The organism is Ensifer sp. 1H6 (assembly GCF_001976035.1).
In the GTDB taxonomy this organism is placed as follows: Bacteria; Pseudomonadota; Alphaproteobacteria; order Rhizobiales; family Rhizobiaceae; genus Ensifer; species Ensifer canadensis.
This window is the reverse complement of the sequence record NZ_MOAI01000002.1, coordinates 155218-172248: the sequence shown is the minus strand read 5'-3', so window position 1 is coordinate 172248 and position 17031 is coordinate 155218. Positions and strand designations below refer to the sequence as shown.

The window sequence follows — 17031 nt, the reverse complement described above, 5'->3', positions numbered from 1 at the left end:
AGAAAAAGGCGCGGGTTGACCGCGCCTTTTTTCTTTTTGCTGAATGTTTGTTCCGTGGTGAAATGACGCCGAATGTGTCAAGGCTTACGGCCGGCGGAGATGTCGGCGAGCATGCGGTTCATCTCTTCCTCGATCGTCGGCTCCTTGCGGACATCGTCGATCGGTGCGCCGAGCATCGGCTCATGGCGGGCGGCAGCGGCCACAGGCGCGCGATTTTCCGGACGTGCGGCCGCCGCAGCCGGCGTCAGCCGCTGCAGGTCACCGCTGATTTCGGCGTCGAGGATACGTTCGAAGTCCGAAAGCGCGCTTTGGGCAACGGGCTGCGATTGGGCAACGGCTGCAGGACGCTGTTCCTGCACTGGCGGCTGGGTCGCAGCACGCGGCTGCGGGCGGCATCGAAGATGCCCTCGACCTTCTCGGCCGTATTGACAGGGGCAACGATCTCGGGCGCTGTGGCGCAACCCTTTCGACCGGACGCGGCTCAATGGCCATCACGGGGGCCATCACAGGAGCCGGGCGCTGTTCGACAATCGGGCGAACCGCCGGGGCCGGCTCGACACGCGCAACCGGCTGCTCCTGCGGTATCGCCGCCGGACGCACTGGCGCGGCGACGGCCATCTCCGGCTGTACGACAGGGCGCAACTGCACCGGCGCTGCTGCCCTTGTCTCTGTTCCATTGCCGCTGGCAACCGGCTGCTCGATCGGCTTGCGCTCGATGACTGCCGGACCGTCGTTCGCTGAGGCGCTCTCATCGATCGGTGCAATCCGGCTTTCGATGACGATATCCGTAGGTCCGCCGATCATGATCAGGTGTTCGACGTCGTCGCGACGCACGAGCACCAGGCGACGGCGTGTGTCGACAGCGGCCGCATCGAGCACAGCGAGGCGAGGCTGCCTGTTCTTGCCGCCGCGAATGAAGGGCGACGACGGCCTGTTGCGCATGATCCAGAGCACGGCCACGAGGCACAGAAGCCCGATCGCAACGGCGCCGGCGGCGATAATGAATCGGCTACCGTTGTCTCCGACGATCGTTTCCATCATAGGCTGAACTCCTTAAAGCCTTTCGAGTGGCAGTATTTGACGGCTTTTTTCGGGCTTGGACAAGCACTTCGCCGACATTCCCTGTGAATTGACCGCTGCGCTTCCGCACAGGTGCTTTTTGCTGTTATCTCTGATCGTTAAAGATGATTCCTATCCGAATGATCGAGGGCGTGTCGGGATTGGCCGATTTCACCTGGCGGATTGCGCGGATGCCGGCCGGAGCGCCGGACCGTATCGGCTATGTGCCGGGCGGTATTGGCGGCAGATGAGGACCCGATGACGAAAATGCGGCAGTCAGGTGACTACCAGATGCCGGTTGTTGACCGTGGCGTCAGGCCGGGAACCGTCATGCGGATCGTCCTGCTTGCGATCGTTCTGACCGTCTCTGCGATCGCCTTCGTGATCTTCAAGAACGAGTTGGACAACGAGATCGTGCTCGGCATCCTTGGCGTTCTTGCCATGGTCGGCATCTTCTTCCTCGTCTCGTCGGTCATCGGCTTCATCGAGGTGATGCCGCAATCGCGGCCGGACGAACTGGCGCGCGCCTTTCTCGACGCCCATGAAGACGGCACGATCGTCACCGACCGCAAGGGCCGCATCATTTACGCCAACGCCGCCTACGGCGCGCTGACCGGCGCGAAGAATTCTGCCGGCATCCAGTCGCTCGAAACGATCCTGTCGCGAAACCGCGAGGCGACCGAAGCGATCTACCGCCTCACCAACGGTCTGCACGAAGGCAAGCAGGGGCACGAGGAGTTTCGGCTGTTGAAGCCGCTGGCGACCGGTGCTGCGTCCAGCGGCTCTGGTGCCCACTGGTTTCGCTTGAAGGCCCGGGTGTTGCCGCTCGAAGATAGTGACCGCAACCCGCTCTATCTCTGGCAGATTGCCGACATCACCGCCGAACGTGACGACCAGGAGCGGTTCTTCAAGGAACTGCAGAACGCCATCGATTATCTCGACCATGCTCCGGCCGGCTTCTTCTCCGCCGGGCGCAAGGGCGAGATCTTCTACATCAACGCTACCCTTGCGGATTGGCTGGGCATCGACCTGACAAAATTCCAGCCGGGCTCCATGAGCATCGGCGATCTTGTCGCCGGCGAGGGGTTGACGCTGGTGCAATCGGTGCAGGCGGAGCCAGGCCTGAAGAAGACCAAGGTGCTGGATCTCGATCTGCGCAAGTCCAACGGCCAGAGCCTGCCGGTGCGCATGGTGCACCGCGTGTCGTCGGCACGCGATGGCGCGCCCGGCGAAAGCCGGACCATCGTCATGTCGCGCGACGGCGGCGAGGACGAGGATCAGTCGGCGTCGAGCGCTGCGATGCGCTTCACCCGCTTCTTCAACAATACGCCGATGGCCATCGCCTCGGTCGACGGCAACGGTCGCATCCTTCGCACCAATGCGCCGTTCCTCAAGCTGTTTTCCGGCCTTGTCTCCCAGGACGATGTCGAGCGTGGCGCGCTGATCGAAACGGTGGTGCATCCGACGGAAAAGGGCCGTCTGCATGAGGCGCTTGCCGCCGCCAAGGATCGCCAGGGCGATATCGCGCCGATCGACGCCTTGCACCCGGCCGATGGCGAGCGGCATTTCCGCTTCTATATCAATGCCGTCATCGACCAGAGCGATCAGGCTCCGGAAGAGGCAGCGATCATCTACGCGCTGGAGATTACCGAGCAGAAGGCGCTCGAAAACCAGATGGCGCAGACGCAGAAGATGAATGCGGTCGGCACGCTTGCGGGCGGCATCGCGCACGATTTCAACAACGTGCTGACGGCGATCCTGCTGTCCTCCGACCACCTGCTTTTGTCGGCGCGACCGGCCGATGCGAGCTTTGCCGATCTGATGGAGATCAAGCGCAACGCCAATCGTGCGGCGGTGCTCGTCAGGCAGTTGCTCGCCTTCTCGCGCAAGCAGACCATGCGGCCGACAGTGCTGAGCATGACCGACGTGATCGGCGACCTGCGCATGCTCGTCGATCGCATGACCGGGACCAACGTCAAGGTCGAAGTCGACTACGGGCGCGATCTCTGGCCGGTGCGCACGGATCTCGGCCAGTTCGAGCAGGTGCTGCTCAACCTTGCCGTCAATGCGCGCGATGCCATGCCGTCAGGCGGCATCATCACGCTTCGCACGCGCAATCTGCCGGCAACGGAAATCGCGGCCATTGGCCGGCGCGAACTGCCGGAGGAAGATTTCGTCATGGTGGAGGTTTCCGACCAGGGAACCGGTATTCCGCCAGAAATTCTCGACAAGATCTTCGAGCCCTTCTTCACCACCAAGGAAGTCGGCAAGGGCACGGGCCTTGGTCTTTCGATGGTCTACGGCATCGTCAAGCAATCCGGCGGCTACATCTATCCGGAATCCGAAGTCGGCAAGGGAACCACCTTCCGCATCCTGCTGCCGCGCCATATCGACATTCCGGAAGCCGCGGGTGAACCGACGCAGGGCGCATCCAATGGGGCGGTGACGCTGCCGCCGGCTGAAGCTGTCGCCAAGCCAGTCGCCAAGACCGAGGAACCGACCGATCTCACCGGTGATTCAGCCGTCGTCCTCCTGGTAGAGGACGAAGAAGCGGTCCGCCGCGGCGGCAAGCGCATGCTCGAGACCCGCGGCTATACCGTGCACGAGGCAGGCTCTGGCGTCGAAGCACTCGAGATCATGGAGGAGCTCGATGGCGCCGTCGATATCGTCGTTTCGGACGTGGTGATGCCGGAAATGGACGGGCCGACACTCTTGACGGAGCTGCGCAAGAAGTACCCGGACCTGAAGTTCATCTTCGTCTCGGGTTACGCGGAAGATGCCTTCGCCCGCAATCTTCCTGCCGACGCCAAATTCGGCTTCCTTCCGAAACCGTTCTCGCTGAAGCAACTGGCCGTGGCCGTGCGCGAGATGCTGGACTCCTGAGGCGTGCGCGAAACTGCGCAGTGCATTGAGCGAATCTGAGAAATCGCGGCGCGCATTTCGGCGCTCGCCAAGAATTGCAGTCCAACAAAAAGCCCGACGCTTTCGCGCCGGGCTTTTCTCTTATGATCTTAATGTCAGTCGACTACTTCGCGGTCAGCGCCACAGCGATTTCGCCGGCGAGGCGGGCATTGTTCTCGACCAGCGCTATGTTGGTTTCGAGGCTGCGGCCCTCGGTCATGTGGAAGAGGTTGTCGAGCAGGTACGGGGTGACCTCCTTGCCGGAAATCTCATCGCGTTCGGCGTTGTCGAGCGCGCGGCCGATGTAGATTTCCATCTCCTCGCGCGCGATCTCGCTTTCGGCCGGAACCGGGTTCGCGATCAGCATGCCGCCATCGACGCCGAGCAGTTCGCGCATGTTCTGGAAGTTGGCGATTGCCGCTGGGCTGTTGAGCATCAGCGGGCTCTTGAGGCCCGAATCGCGCGACCAGAAGGCCGGGAACACGTCGCTGTCATAGGTCACAACAGGCACGCCGCGGGTTTCGAGGACCTCGAGCGTCTTCGGAATGTCGAGGATGGCTTTCGCGCCGGCGCAAACGACGATGACGGCCGTGCGTGCCAGTTCGTCGAGGTCGGCGGAGATGTCGAAGCTCAGCTCGGCGCCGCGGTGCACGCCGCCGATGCCGCCGGTCGCAAAGACGCGGATGCCGGCGCGGCAGCGGCGATCATGGTGGCGGCAACGGTCGTCGCGCCGGTGCGGCGCTCGGCGATGGCAAAGGCGAGATCGGCGCGCGATACCTTCATCGCGCCTTCGGTCTTGGCCAGCTCTTCCAGCTTCGCATCGTCAAGGCCGATATGCAGAACGCCGTGAATGACGGCGATCGTCGCCGGAACGGCACCCTGGTCGCGGATGATCGCTTCGACGCTGCGGGCCATGTTGAGGTTGCCCGGATAGGGCATGCCATGGGTGATGATCGTCGATTCCAGTGCCACGATCGGCGCGCCGCGTGCCTTGGCGGCTGCAACCTCGTCGGAATATTCCATCGGCAGGAAGGGGGAAGCGGGTTTGGTCATGGTTTTTCCTTGGGAGTTCGGCTGGCGGCGTTCATGCCAGCATTTGAGGTGCCGGCACAAGGGCCAGTGCCTGTTCGAGGTTGGCCTGCGACATTTGTTCCGAGGCGGCCAAGGGAGAGCGAAGCGTAATGCCGGCGGCGGCAATGCCGCGCCGCAGGCATTCCGACAGATCATGGCCGGCAAGACGGGCGGTGAGGAAGCCTGATGCCAGGGCATCGCCGGCGCCGGTAACATCGGCGAGCTCCGGCAGGGCCGGCGGCGTCGCGACGCAGACGGTTTCGCGATCGAAGGCGACGACCGCTCTGCCGCCTCGGGTAACGACGCCGCCATTGAGCCCGGCGGCGCGCAAAAGCGGCGGCCAACCCTCAGCATCCGCCGCATCCTTGCCGGTGAGCGCCCGCGCCTCGGCCTCGTTCATGAACAGGAAGCTGAGCCTGACCAGGCTCGGCTGGAATCGGATCACCTTTGCCGGCGATACGGCGATACCGGCGACAATGCGCCCATCCGTCGACGCCGCCGCTACGAGGGCGGCGATGGTTTCTTCGGGCAGGTTCGCATCGGTCAGCACCAGCCGGCTGTCGGCGATGGCATCGCGCAATGCGCGCCGCTGCAACTGGCGCGGCGAGAACATCCGGTAGAGATCCATGTCGGCAAGGGCGATCACCAGGTTGCCGTCATTTTCAATGATCGCAGTGTAGCTCGGCGTCTGGCGGTCGAGAAAGGTGAGGGGATTGTCGATGACGCCGGCAGCCGCTGCGGCCGCCGTCACGATGTCGCCAGCAGCGTCACCACCGCGCGTGCTGATCATCCGGACGCTATGACCCAGTCGTGCCAGGTTGCGCGCAGCGTTGAAGCCGCCGCCACCTGCCTCTTCGAACCAGGTGCCGGGGTTGCTCGAACCGGGTGCGGTCGTGCCCGAGATGCGGCCGCGCCGATCGATATGAGCGCCGCCGAAGACGGCGATTTCGCCTTCCTTCATGAATGTTCCTCTGCTGTCTATCGGCCGAATCGGATCGGGAGGGTTCATCGTCTCAGGGTGCGCCTGGCGCTGCCAAAAAAATTACGCAGCAAAGCGTGAACATGAATCGAACACAATCCGAATAATTCCTATTTTTCAATGTCTTGTCCTGCTCTTGCAAAAACGGAACAAAACATGTACAAAAACTCGTGCGGCGGCTTCATTGCCTCGGTAGCTTCAATAACCTAAAGGTGGACCAAATGGCACAAAACTCTTTGCGGCTCGTAGAGGACAAATCGGTGGATAAAAGCAAGGCACTTGAAGCGGCACTTTCCCAGATCGAACGGTCGTTCGGCAAGGGATCGATCATGAAGCTCGGTGGGAAGGACAGCATCATCGAGATCGAGACGGTTTCGACCGGCTCTCTCAGCCTGGACATCGCACTCGGCATTGGTGGCTTGCCGAAGGGCCGCATCGTCGAAATCTATGGTCCGGAAAGCTCGGGCAAGACGACGCTGGCGCTGCAGACCATCGCAGAAGCACAGAAGAAGGGCGGCATCTGCGCCTTCGTCGACGCCGAACACGCACTCGACCCGGTTTATGCGCGCAAGCTGGGCGTCGATCTCGAAAACCTGCTGATCTCGCAGCCCGATACCGGCGAACAGGCGCTCGAAATCACCGATACGCTGGTACGCTCCGGGGCGATCGACGTTCTCGTCATCGACTCCGTCGCAGCGCTCGTGCCGCGCGCCGAAATCGAAGGCGAAATGGGCGACAGCCTGCCGGGCATGCAGGCCCGTCTGATGAGCCAGGCGCTGCGCAAGTTGACCGCCTCGATCTCGAAGTCGAACTGCATGGTGGTCTTCATCAACCAGATCCGCATGAAGATCGGCGTCATGTTCGGTTCGCCGGAAACGACGACGGGCGGCAATGCGCTGAAGTTCTACGCCTCCGTTCGCCTCGACATCCGCCGTATCGGTTCCGTCAAGGAGCGCGAAGAAGTCGTCGGCAACCAGACGCGCGTCAAGGTCGTCAAGAACAAGATGGCGCCTCCCTTCAAGCAGGTCGAATTCGACATCATGTATGGCGAAGGCGTCTCGAAAACCGGCGAACTCGTCGATCTCGGCGTCAAGGCTGGTATCGTCGAGAAGTCCGGTGCCTGGTTCTCCTATAACAGCCAGCGCCTCGGCCAGGGTCGCGAGAACGCCAAGTCGTTCCTCAGGGACAATCCGGACCTGTCGCGCGAGATCGAGACGGCTCTGCGTCAGAACGCCGGCCTGATCGCCGACCGGTTCCTCGAGAATGGTGGTCCGGAACCCGACGACGGCGACGACGCTGCCGAAGCATAAGCAGCGAGCCGAGCTTCAAGCTTTCAAAACCGGTCGCCTTCATCGGCGGCCGGTTTTTTGCTGCCGTCTGGACAGCATGATACGCGAACGATAAAAGCCTGTGGTTCCGGCGACCGAGGGCGTTGGAGGGCGCAGCCGTCAGCGATGGCCGCGGGGTCGAAGGATAACGGCGAGTGGCGCGGCAGATGCCGGGGCCTGGGCCTGAATTGGTGCACAGATAGGACGCAAGATGAGCGGCGTGAATGAAATCCGGTCGACGTTTCTCGACTATTTCCGCAGGAATGGTCATGAGGTGGTGTCGTCGAGCCCGTTGGTACCGCGCAACGACCCGACGCTGATGTTCACCAATGCCGGCATGGTCCAGTTCAAGAACGTCTTCACCGGGCTTGAGCAGCGTCCCTATTCGACGGCCGTGACGGCGCAGAAATGCGTGCGCGCCGGCGGCAAGCACAACGACCTCGACAATGTCGGCTACACCGCGCGCCACCACACCTTCTTCGAGATGCTCGGCAATTTCTCCTTTGGCGATTACTTCAAGGAAAACGCTATCGAGCTTGCCTGGAACCTGATCACCAGGGAATATGGCCTCGACGCCAAGCGCCTGCTGGTCACGGTCTATCACACCGACGACGAAGCCTTTGGCCTTTGGAAAAAGATCGCCGGCCTTTCCGACGACCGCATCATCCGCATCCCGACCAGCGACAATTTCTGGGCCATGGGCGATACCGGCCCTTGCGGTCCTTGCTCGGAAATCTTTTACGACCACGGCGACAAGATCTGGGGCGGGCCTCCTGGTTCTGCCGATGAGGACGGCGACCGCTTCATCGAGATCTGGAACCTCGTCTTCATGCAGTACGAGCAGATCACCAAGGAAGAGCGCGTCAACCTGCCGCGTCCGTCGATCGACACCGGCATGGGCCTCGAGCGCCTGGCAGCCGTGCTGCAGGGCCAGCACGACAACTACGAAATCGATCTCTTCCGCGCATTGATTGCCGCGTCTGAAGAAGCAACCGGCGTCAAGGCCGAAGGCGACCAGCGCGCCAGCCATCGCGTCATTGCCGACCACCTGCGTTCGTCCGCCTTCCTGATCGCCGATGGCGTGCTGCCGTCGAACGAGGGCCGTGGTTATGTGCTGCGCCGTATCATGCGCCGCGCCATGCGCCACGCGCAGCTGCTCGGTGCCCGCGATCCCTTGATGTGGAAGCTGCTGCCGGCGCTCGTCGGCCAGATGGGCCGCGCCTATCCGGAACTGATGCGCGCCGAGGCGCTGATCTCGGAGACGCTGAAGCTCGAGGAAACCCGCTTCCGCAAGACGCTGGAGCGTGGCTTGAACCTCCTGTCCGAAGCCTCGGCCGACCTTTCCGAAGGCGATCAGTTCAATGGCGAAACCGCCTTCAAGCTCTACGATACCTACGGCTTCCCCCTCGACCTGACCCAGGATGCGCTGCGCGCCAAGGGCATCAGCGTCGACACCGACGCCTTTACGACCGCCATGGAGCGGCAGAAGGCCGAAGCCCGCGCCAATTGGGCAGGCTCCGGCGAAGCGGCAACCGAAACCATCTGGTTCGAGCTGCGCGAAAAGCACGGCGCGACCGAGTTCCTCGGTTACGATACGGAAGTTGCCGAAGGCGTCGTCCAGGCGATCTTGCGCGATGGCGCTGTCGCTCAGTCGGCCACCAAGGGTGAAGCCGTCCAGATCGTCCTCAACCAGACGCCGTTCTACGGCGAATCGGGTGGACAGATGGGCGATACGGGGACGATCACCACCGACGGCGGCAAGCTTGTTGTGACCGACACGCAGAAGCGCGGCGAGGGCCTGTTCGTTCATTTCGGCGTCGTTGCCGAAGGCACGATCAAGACCGGCGACGCGGCCCAGCTCGAAGTCGATCATGCCCGCCGTTCGCGCCTTCGCGCCAACCATTCGGCCACCCATCTGCTGCATGAGGCGCTTCGCGAGGTGCTCGGCACCCATGTGGCGCAGAAGGGCTCGCTGGTTGCGCCCGAGCGCCTGCGCTTCGACGTATCGCATCCGAAGCCGATGACGGCCGAGGAGCTGAAGATCGTCGAGGAGATGGCAAACGAGATCATCGTTCAGAATACGCCGGTCACCACGCGCCTGATGAGCGTCGACGATGCGATTGCCGAAGGCGCCATGGCGCTCTTTGGCGAGAAATACGGTGACGAAGTGCGGGTCGTGTCCATGGGGCAGGGCATTCACGGCTCCAAGGCCAACCGTGCCTATTCGGTCGAACTCTGCGGCGGCACCCACGTTTCGGCAACCGGCGACATCGGTCTGGTGCGCGTCGTTTCCGAAAGTGCCGTTGGCGCCGGCGTGCGCCGCGTCGAGGCGCTGACGGGCGAGGCAGCCCGTGCCTATCTCAACGAGCAGGACGAGCGGGTGAAGACGCTTGCCAACACGCTCAAGGTTCAGCCGGGCGACGTGCTCGGCCGCGTCGAGGCACTGCTCGACGAGCGCCGCAAGCTGGAGCGCGAACTGACGGAAGCCAAGAAGAAGCTGGCGCTCGGTGGCGGCGGTCAGGCCGGATCGACCGATGCCGCGCGCGACATCGCCGGCATGCGTTTCCTCGGCAAGGTCGTTTCCGGTGTCGAACCAAAGGATCTGAAGAGCCTGGCCGATGACGGCAAGAAGAGCCTCGGCTCCGGCGTCGTCGCCTTCGTCGGCGTTTCCGGCGATGGCAAGGCAAGCGCAGTCGTGGCTGTCACCGACGATCTGACTTCCAAGGTCAGCGCAGTCGATCTCGTGCGTATCGCCTCGGCCGCCCTTGGCGGCAAGGGCGGCGGCGGCCGCCCTGATATGGCGCAGGCCGGCGGCCCTGACGGCGAGAAGGCAGCCGACGCGATCGAGGCCGTTGCCGTTGCATTGGCCGGCTAAGGACACTGCATAATTCCTCAAATCGGATGCGATTGGAGGATAAAATTATGCAGCAAGTTTAAGGTGTTACAGTGCCATTTGCGCGTCATACTTGATGCGCGGCGCTGTAGGCGCAGAAACGTGAAATTGAAAAGGGCGCCGGTTTCGGGCGTCCTTTTTTGTGATTGCGATTGCCCCCTCTGCATGCTCGCCGCAAAACTCCGCAGGATTTGTCAAAGTCGTCTATGGTCTACCGATCCGTGAGCAAAGCGCGAAGGGCTAGACATGGACGAGCGGGCGACCTGGGCAAGCTACGAAAGACGGCTGCACAGGGTGAGCGACTACATTTACGGCCATCTCAACGAGGAGCTCGATCTCGACCGTCTCGCTGAAATCGCCTGCCTGTCGCCACACCACTGGCACCGAATCTACAGGGCCGTCCACGGCGAGACGTTGGCGGCAACGGTCAAGCGGCTACGGCTGCAGAAGGCCGCCGCCGATCTCGTGCAGTCCGATCTTCCTGTCGAAGCGATCGCGCAGCGCTCTGGCTACCCCAATATTCAATCCTTCAACCGCACCTTCAAGGCCGTCTATGGACTGCCGCCGGCGCGGTATCGGAGGGAGGGCAGCCACAAAACCTTCGAAACCGCTTCATCGGAAGGAATTGCGGATATGTATGAAGTCACCCTCAAGGAGATCGACGGCTTCGATCTCGTCGGCGTCGCCCACTCCGGCTCTTATATGGGCATCGGCAAGGCATTCGAGACGCTCTACGGCACACTGATTTCGCGCAATCTTTATCGTCCGGACATGGAGATGATCGGCATCTATCTGGATGATCCGGAACTGGTGCCGGCGGACAGGCTGCGCTCCTTTGCCTGCGTCACCGCCAAGGAGACCCTGCCTGCCGATGCACCGCTGACACCCCAGACGCTCGAGGGCGGACGCTATGCCGTTCTGCGCCACAAAGGCCCCTATGCGGACATGCCCTTGGCCTATCAATGGCTTTACGGCACGTGGCTGCCGCAATCCGGCCGCGAGGTGCGCGACAGCCTGATGTTCGAGAAGTATCTCAACAATCCGCGCGACGTGCCGCCGACCGAGCTCTTGAGCGAGATCTATCTGCCGCTGAAATGACCCGCTCGACTTCTCTCGTCATCCTCGGGCTTGCCCCGAGGATCCACCTGAGCCGTCGCCAACGCACAGATGTCCTTGGGCTCAAGAGGCTTGGCCTGGATGCTCGGGTCAAGCCCGAGCATGACAGAGGGAATGGGTCGCCAGAGGTTCTTGGAACTGCGGCTATCCAACCAAAAAGAAACCCGGCACAAGGCCGGGTTTCGCATTCGGGTCGATGGCGTGTGCCGATCAGGCAGCCATTGCCTTCTTCAGGTTCTCGTCGATCTTGTCGAGGAAGCCGGTGGTCGAGAGCCACGGCTGGTCGGGGCCGATCAGGAGCGCCAGGTCCTTGGTCATGAAGCCGGCTTCGACGGTATCGACGCAGACCTTTTCCAGTGTTTCGGAGAAGCGGGCGAGTTCGGCATTGCCGTCGAGCTTGGCACGATGGGCAAGGCCACGGGTCCAGGCGAAGATCGAAGCGATCGAGTTGGTCGAGGTCTCTTCGCCCTTCTCGTGCTGGCGGTAGTGACGGGTCACGGTGCCGTGGGCCGCTTCTGCTTCGACCGTCTTGCCGTCCGGCGTCATCAGAACCGAGGTCATCAGGCCGAGCGAGCCGAAGCCCTGAGCCACGATGTCGGACTGGACGTCGCCGTCGTAGTTCTTGCACGCCCAGACGTAGCCGCCGGACCACTTCAGCGCCGAAGCGACCATGTCGTCGATCAGGCGGTGTTCGTACCAGATCTTCAGTTCCTTGAACTTCTCGGCGAATTCTTCCTCGAAGACCTTCTGGAAGATGTCCTTGAAGCGGCCGTCATAGACCTTGAGGATGGTGTTCTTGGTCGAGAGGTAGACCGGAACCTTACGCTGGATGCCGTAGTTGAACGAAGCGCGGGCGAATTCGGTGATCGAATCGTCGAGGTTGTACATGCCCATGGCAACACCGGCCGACGGTGCGTCGAAGACGTCGTATTCGATTTCCTTGCCGTCTTCGCCGACGAACTTCATCGTCAGCCTGCCCTTGCCGGGGAACTTGAAGTCGGTGGCGCGGTACTGGTCGCCGAAGGCGTGACGGCCGACGATGATCGGCTTGGTCCAGCCCGGAACCAGACGAGGCACGTTCTTGCAGATGATCGGCTCGCGGAAGATGACTCCGCCGAGGATGTTGCGGATGGTGCCGTTCGGCGACTTCCACATCTTCTTGAGCTTGAATTCTTCGACGCGGGCTTCGTCCGGGGTGATCGTGGCGCACTTGACGCCGACGCCGTGCTTCTTGATGGCGTTGGCTGCATCGATCGTCACCTGGTCGTCGGTGGCGTCGCGGTTTTCCATGCCGAGGTCATAATACTCAAGATCGACGTCGAGGTAGGGATGGATCAGCTTGTCCTTGATGAACTGCCAGATGATGCGGGTCATCTCATCGCCGTCGAGTTCGACGACCGGATTGGCGACCTTGATCTTTGCCATGAATATGCCTCGTAGCTTAGCGGGACAACGGGAGCGATGTCCCTTCCTCTTTAGAAAAATCCAGAGCCCTATAGCATTGTGAAACGGCAAGGCAAAGCATGCTTGGCTGAAACTTTGGGTGGAGACTCGATCGACCGGCGGGCAGGGGCCGAGGATGGGTTTTGGACTGGTTTAAGCCGGCCTGCGCCTTGAAAAGATCGGAGGCAGCGTTAATCAAGAAGAAGCGGTGACGCGTCGATGGTCACCGTAGCAGGCAAAAGGCATCCGATGGAAATTCGCTCCCGCGTGCGCGACTGGCTTCTCGCCAATGATCCTGCCTTTTCCCGGCTGCGCCAGGCGACGCGCATCACCGCGACGATCGTTTCGTCGGTTTGCCTGCTGATGGCCTTCCACTATCTCGTGGCGCCATTGCCGCCGGCAGCCTACGGCCTTGCCGTTTCGCTCTCGATCGAAGGCGGCCTTGCCGTCCGCGACCGCACGCACGGCGAACAGCTCGTGACCCGTATAATCGCCGTCATCGTTGGCGTCTCGATGGTCGCGCTGGCCTCGGTGCTGGAGAGCCACCGCTACGTCTCCGATGTCGTTTTCCTGTCGATCATCTTCCTGGCGGTCTATTGTCGCTCCTTCGGGCCGAGATGGTTTGCCGTCGGCATGTTCGCCTTCATGTCCTATTTCATCGGAGCTTATCTGCGTCCGACGATTGACCAGTTGCCCGCACTGGTCTTCGGTGCAGCGGTTTCGGCCATGGTCGCCCACCTGGTCCGCACCGTGCTTCTGCCCGACCACCGCTATCGCGACCTCATGCGCGCTGCGGCCAGCGTCCAGCAGCGCGTCGACCAGATGCTGGAGGAGCTGGTCGATGTCGCACGCAAACCGACCCTGATCGAGACGGATCGCACCCGGCTGCACCGGAGGGAAGAGCGCCTCAAGGAGGCGGTGCTGATGGCGGAAAGTTTCATTCCGACCGAGAACCGACGCCCGGAACCCGAGCCCGGCCTTGCCTCGTCGGATGTGGTGATCAACCTTTTCGACCTGCATCTGGCGGCAGAAAGCGTCATCGTGCTGAGCCTTCAGGCCATGCCTCCGGTCGCATTGGTCGAAGCGATGCTTACGCGCAACTCCGCCGAGATCGAAGCGGAGACGGCGCGCATCGACCGCACGAACGAGCGGCTTGTCGAGACCGTCAAGGCGCTCTCGTGGCTGCGCAATGTTCGCCAGCGCCTCGCCCATAGCCTGGAAAAACTCGACGCGCATGATCTCGAGGATCCGGTGGAGCGAGCCGTTGCCCCGGCGTCCACGCGTCCAAAGCTGACAGTGTCTAATCCGGCGCTCAAAACGGCCATCCAGATCACGCTCGCCGCCGGCATCGCCATGGTGTTCGGGCTGATGCTGTCGCGCGACCGATGGTTCTGGGCGGTGCTGGCTGCCTTTCTCGTTTTTACCAACACCCGCTCGCGCGGCGATACGGCGGTCAAGGCGCTACAGCGCTCGGCCGGTACGCTATTTGGCATCGTGGTCGGCATCGTCGCCGGCACGCTGGTTGCCGGAAACATCTATTTGGTGCTGCCGCTGAGTGCGCTCTGCATCTTTCTCGCGTTCTATTTCCTCGCAGTTTCCTATGCGTCGATGACCTTCTTCGTCTCTATCGTGCTGTCGCTGCTCTACAGCCTGATGGGCGTGCTGACCCCACAGCTGCTGCAGCTGCGGCTGGAGGAAACCCTGATCGGCTCCATCGCCGGTACTGTGGTTGCCTTCGTGGTTTTCCCGACCCGTACGCGAACATCGCTTGATCTCGCGATCAAGGCCTGGTGTGGCGAACTGACAGGACTGCTGCAAGCGGCGAAGGAGGGCGCCTCCGGCATGGCGCTGATTGCGCGGTCGCAGTCCGTCGACCGCGCCTACCGCGAGCTTGCCGCGGCGGCCAAGCCCCTTGGCGTTTCCTGGCAGCTTGTCACGCGCCCCGGCCACGTCAGGCAGACGCTGGCGATCTTCATGGGGTGCACCTATTGGGCGCGCGTGTTTGCCCGTCGCGTTGCCGACGAGGCCGACGCCGTCGGCTCCACGTTCCACACCGACATCGACGAAAATCTGACATTGGTTCGCTCGATCGCGGAGAAAGGGGCCGGCTATTTCTACGACGGCGGCCGCGTCGCCGGGCCAGTCAGCCGACATCTGCCGATATCGAAGGACGATGCGGAACTGGGGCTGGAGATGATCGGCATCTCCCTCAGCCGTCTGCATCCGGCAACACCGTGATGCCCGCAGTCCTCAGCATGTCGGCCGGACTTTAATTTTCCGGTCTTTTGTGCGAGGGAAGCGCCGAACAGAAGGCGAAGGCGAAAGACATGGCAGGCACCAACAGCGAACGAGAACTCCTGACCGAAGGACCGGCGATCATTCTCGCCTATCCGCAGCTCGGCGAGAATATCGGCATGGTTGCCCGCGCCATGGCCAATTTCGGCCTGTCTGAACTGCGCCTCGTCAACCCGCGCGATGGCTGGCCGAACGAAAAGGCGCAGTCTGCCGCCAGCCGCGCCGACCACGTCATCGAAGGCGCCAAGCTCTACGACACGCTGGAAGAGGCGATCGCCGACCTCAACTTCGTCTATGCGACAACGGCGCGCGACCGTTACGGCTACAAGCCGGTTCGCTCGCCGATAGTGGCGGCGCGCACGCTGAGACAGCGCTTCGTAGCCGGCGAGGCGACCGGCATCATCTTCGGCCGCGAGCGCACCGGATTGACGAACGAGGAAGTGGCGCTTGCCGACGAGATTGTGACGTTCCCCGTCAATCCGGCTTTCGCTTCGCTCAATCTCGCCCAGGCGGTGCTGCTAATGTCCTACGAGTGGCTGAAGACGGGCATGGAAAGCGAAGACCAGACGTCGTTCCAGGCACTGGAGCAGCGTCCGGCGAAGAAAGACGATCTGCAGGGCCTGTTCGATCACCTCGAGGATGCGCTGGAAGCGCGCAACTATTTCCGCTCCGCCGACAAAAAGCCGAAATTGGTCGAAAATCTGCGCACAGTTCTGACCAGACCAGCCTTTACCGAAACGGAAATCCGGGTGCTGCGCGGCGTGATTTCGTCGCTCGATCGGTTTTCGCGTGAACATCCCCGAGGTTCCGGCGCTCCCGTTGATCACAGCAGGGCCGAGCACAACAAGAAAGTATCAGACAGCGGTGACAGCGACTGAACTGAAACCCATTCTCGTCTTCGACAGCGGCATCGGCGGGCTCACGGTGCTGCGCGAGGCGAGGGTGCTGATGCCGGAGCGGCATTTCATCTATATCGCCGACGATGCCGGCTTCCCCTATGGCGGCTGGGAGGAAGAGGCCTTGCGCGCCCATGTCATCGCGCTCTTTGGCCGGCTGCTGGCCGAGCACGATCCCGAAATCTGCGTGATTGCCTGCAACACCGCATTCACCCTCGTCGGTGCCGATCTGCGCGCCGCCTTTCCGCAGATGACCTTCGTTGGCACCGTGCCGGCGATCAAGCCGGCGGCCGAGCGCACGCGCTCGGGGCTGGTTTCCGTGCTTGCGACACCAGGCACGGTCAAGCGCGCCTATACGCGCGACCTCATCCAGTCCTTCGCCAGCCAATGCCATGTCCGCCTGGTCGGATCGGAGAACCTCGCCAAGATGGCCGAGGCCTATATTCGCGGCGAAAAGCTCGATGATGCGGAGGTATTGGCCGAGATCACCCCGTGCTTCATCGAGATGGATGGCCGCAAGACCGATATCGTCGTTCTCGCCTGCACGCATTATCCCTTTCTGGCCAATCTGTTCCGCAAGCTGGCGCCCTGGCCGGTCGACTGGTTGGATCCAGCCGAGGCCATCGCCCGGCGGGCCCGCTCGCTCGTGCCGCTGCCCGACGGCTTTGAGCCGTTGAACGGCGAGGACCCGGCGATCTTCACTTCGGGAAATCCCGATTTTTCCACACGCCGGCTGATGCAGGGCTTCGGCCTGACCGTCATGTCGAACGTCACTACCCCCGAACAGACGGCCGCCAGCGAAACGATCGGCTAGAAGAAGATCGCCAGCAGGACGCCAATCGACGCGGCGAGCGCAATCGCAATCAGGAAGTTCGCGCGGCCTGATTGCGCGGATTCCTTTTTCGAGACGATGCGTTGACCATCCTCGTAGTTCATCTGGAAGTGGTTTTCGGTCTCGTTCTGATCCATTCGTGGCCCGGAAATCCCGGTCGCTCAAAGACGTATGGGCCGGGGCAGGCGCTTGTTAAAGATGTATCAATAGGTTTATTC

The 17031-nt window shown here is 62.2% G+C and carries 13 protein-coding genes and 1 pseudogene; 8 read left to right on the top strand and 6 right to left on the bottom strand.

The window, feature by feature from the left end; all coding sequences use genetic code 11:
• Nucleotides 1–77: 77 nt before the first annotated feature.
• Nucleotides 78–359 carry a hypothetical protein gene (locus tag BKP54_RS36370; RefSeq protein ID WP_245317804.1) on the bottom strand — a complete coding sequence of 94 codons (282 nt, stop codon included), beginning with the start codon at nucleotides 357–359 and terminating at the stop codon, nucleotides 78–80.
• Nucleotides 259–915 carry a hypothetical protein gene (locus BKP54_RS36365; protein WP_348626725.1) on the bottom strand — a complete coding sequence of 219 codons (657 nt, stop codon included), beginning with the start codon at nucleotides 913–915 and terminating at the stop codon, nucleotides 259–261. The genes BKP54_RS36370 and BKP54_RS36365 overlap by 101 nt, the downstream gene beginning before the upstream one ends.
• Here BKP54_RS36365 and BKP54_RS36360 point away from each other — a divergent pair.
• Nucleotides 811–1128 (top strand): hypothetical protein, encoded by a 318-nt coding sequence (locus BKP54_RS36360; protein ID WP_245317803.1) that lies wholly within the window; start codon nucleotides 811–813, stop codon nucleotides 1126–1128. The genes BKP54_RS36365 and BKP54_RS36360 overlap by 105 nt on opposite strands.
• A gap of 189 nt (nucleotides 1129–1317) precedes the next feature.
• Complete coding sequence (locus BKP54_RS03680) at nucleotides 1318–3942, top strand: PAS domain-containing sensor histidine kinase (protein ID WP_025427179.1); 2625 nt, start codon at nucleotides 1318–1320, stop codon at nucleotides 3940–3942.
• A gap of 142 nt (nucleotides 3943–4084) precedes the next feature.
• Here BKP54_RS03680 and BKP54_RS03675 read toward each other — a convergent pair.
• Both BKP54_RS03675 and BKP54_RS03670 read right to left on the bottom strand, forming a co-directional pair.
• Nucleotides 4085–5013 (bottom strand): annotated as a pseudogene (locus tag BKP54_RS03675) (pseudouridine-5'-phosphate glycosidase).
• A 31-nt stretch (nucleotides 5014–5044) separates the two neighbouring features.
• Nucleotides 5045–5992 carry a carbohydrate kinase family protein gene (locus BKP54_RS03670; RefSeq protein ID WP_057208681.1) on the bottom strand — a complete coding sequence of 316 codons (948 nt, stop codon included), beginning with the start codon at nucleotides 5990–5992 and terminating at the stop codon, nucleotides 5045–5047.
• Nucleotides 5993–6231: 239 nt separating this feature from the next.
• Between BKP54_RS03670 and recA the strand changes: the two genes are divergently transcribed.
• The 3 genes from recA (at nucleotide 6232) to BKP54_RS03655 (ending at nucleotide 11329) form a co-directional block, all read left to right on the top strand.
• Nucleotides 6232–7320 carry a recombinase RecA gene (recA, locus tag BKP54_RS03665; RefSeq protein WP_025427176.1) on the top strand — a complete coding sequence of 363 codons (1089 nt, stop codon included), beginning with the start codon at nucleotides 6232–6234 and terminating at the stop codon, nucleotides 7318–7320.
• 229 nt (nucleotides 7321–7549) lie between these two features.
• Entirely contained in the window at nucleotides 7550–10213 is a 2664-nt protein-coding gene (gene alaS / locus BKP54_RS03660) for an alanine--tRNA ligase (RefSeq protein ID WP_084814278.1), read from the top strand.
• Nucleotides 10214–10477: 264 nt separating this feature from the next.
• Nucleotides 10478–11329: an AraC family transcriptional regulator gene (locus BKP54_RS03655; RefSeq protein ID WP_025427174.1), complete on the top strand. Its 852-nt coding sequence runs from the start codon at nucleotides 10478–10480 to the stop codon at nucleotides 11327–11329.
• Nucleotides 11330–11557: 228 nt separating this feature from the next.
• On the opposite strand, the gene BKP54_RS03650 is transcribed toward BKP54_RS03655, so the two are convergent.
• Complete coding sequence (locus tag BKP54_RS03650) at nucleotides 11558–12772, bottom strand: NADP-dependent isocitrate dehydrogenase (RefSeq protein ID WP_084814277.1); 1215 nt, start codon at nucleotides 12770–12772, stop codon at nucleotides 11558–11560.
• A gap of 267 nt (nucleotides 12773–13039) precedes the next feature.
• Here BKP54_RS03650 and BKP54_RS03645 point away from each other — a divergent pair, with 267 nt between their 5' ends.
• From BKP54_RS03645 to murI, 3 genes are all read left to right on the top strand, one after another.
• A complete protein-coding gene (locus tag BKP54_RS03645; RefSeq protein WP_057208679.1) occupies nucleotides 13040–15028 on the top strand; it encodes an FUSC family protein in 1989 nt (662 codons plus the stop codon).
• 89 nt (nucleotides 15029–15117) lie between these two features.
• The gene (locus BKP54_RS03640; protein ID WP_025427171.1) at nucleotides 15118–15963 is read left to right on the top strand and encodes an RNA methyltransferase; all 846 of its coding nucleotides are present in this window, start codon (nucleotides 15118–15120) and stop codon (nucleotides 15961–15963) included.
• Nucleotides 15950–16795 carry a glutamate racemase gene (gene murI, locus BKP54_RS03635; RefSeq protein ID WP_025427170.1) on the top strand — a complete coding sequence of 282 codons (846 nt, stop codon included), beginning with the start codon at nucleotides 15950–15952 and terminating at the stop codon, nucleotides 16793–16795. Before BKP54_RS03640 ends, murI begins: the two co-directional genes overlap by 14 nt.
• Here the strand turns inward: murI and BKP54_RS35730 are convergent.
• Entirely contained in the window at nucleotides 16792–16950 is a 159-nt protein-coding gene (locus BKP54_RS35730; RefSeq protein WP_156407977.1) for a hypothetical protein, read from the bottom strand. The genes murI and BKP54_RS35730 overlap by 4 nt on opposite strands.
• Nucleotides 16951–17031 lie beyond the last annotated feature (81 nt).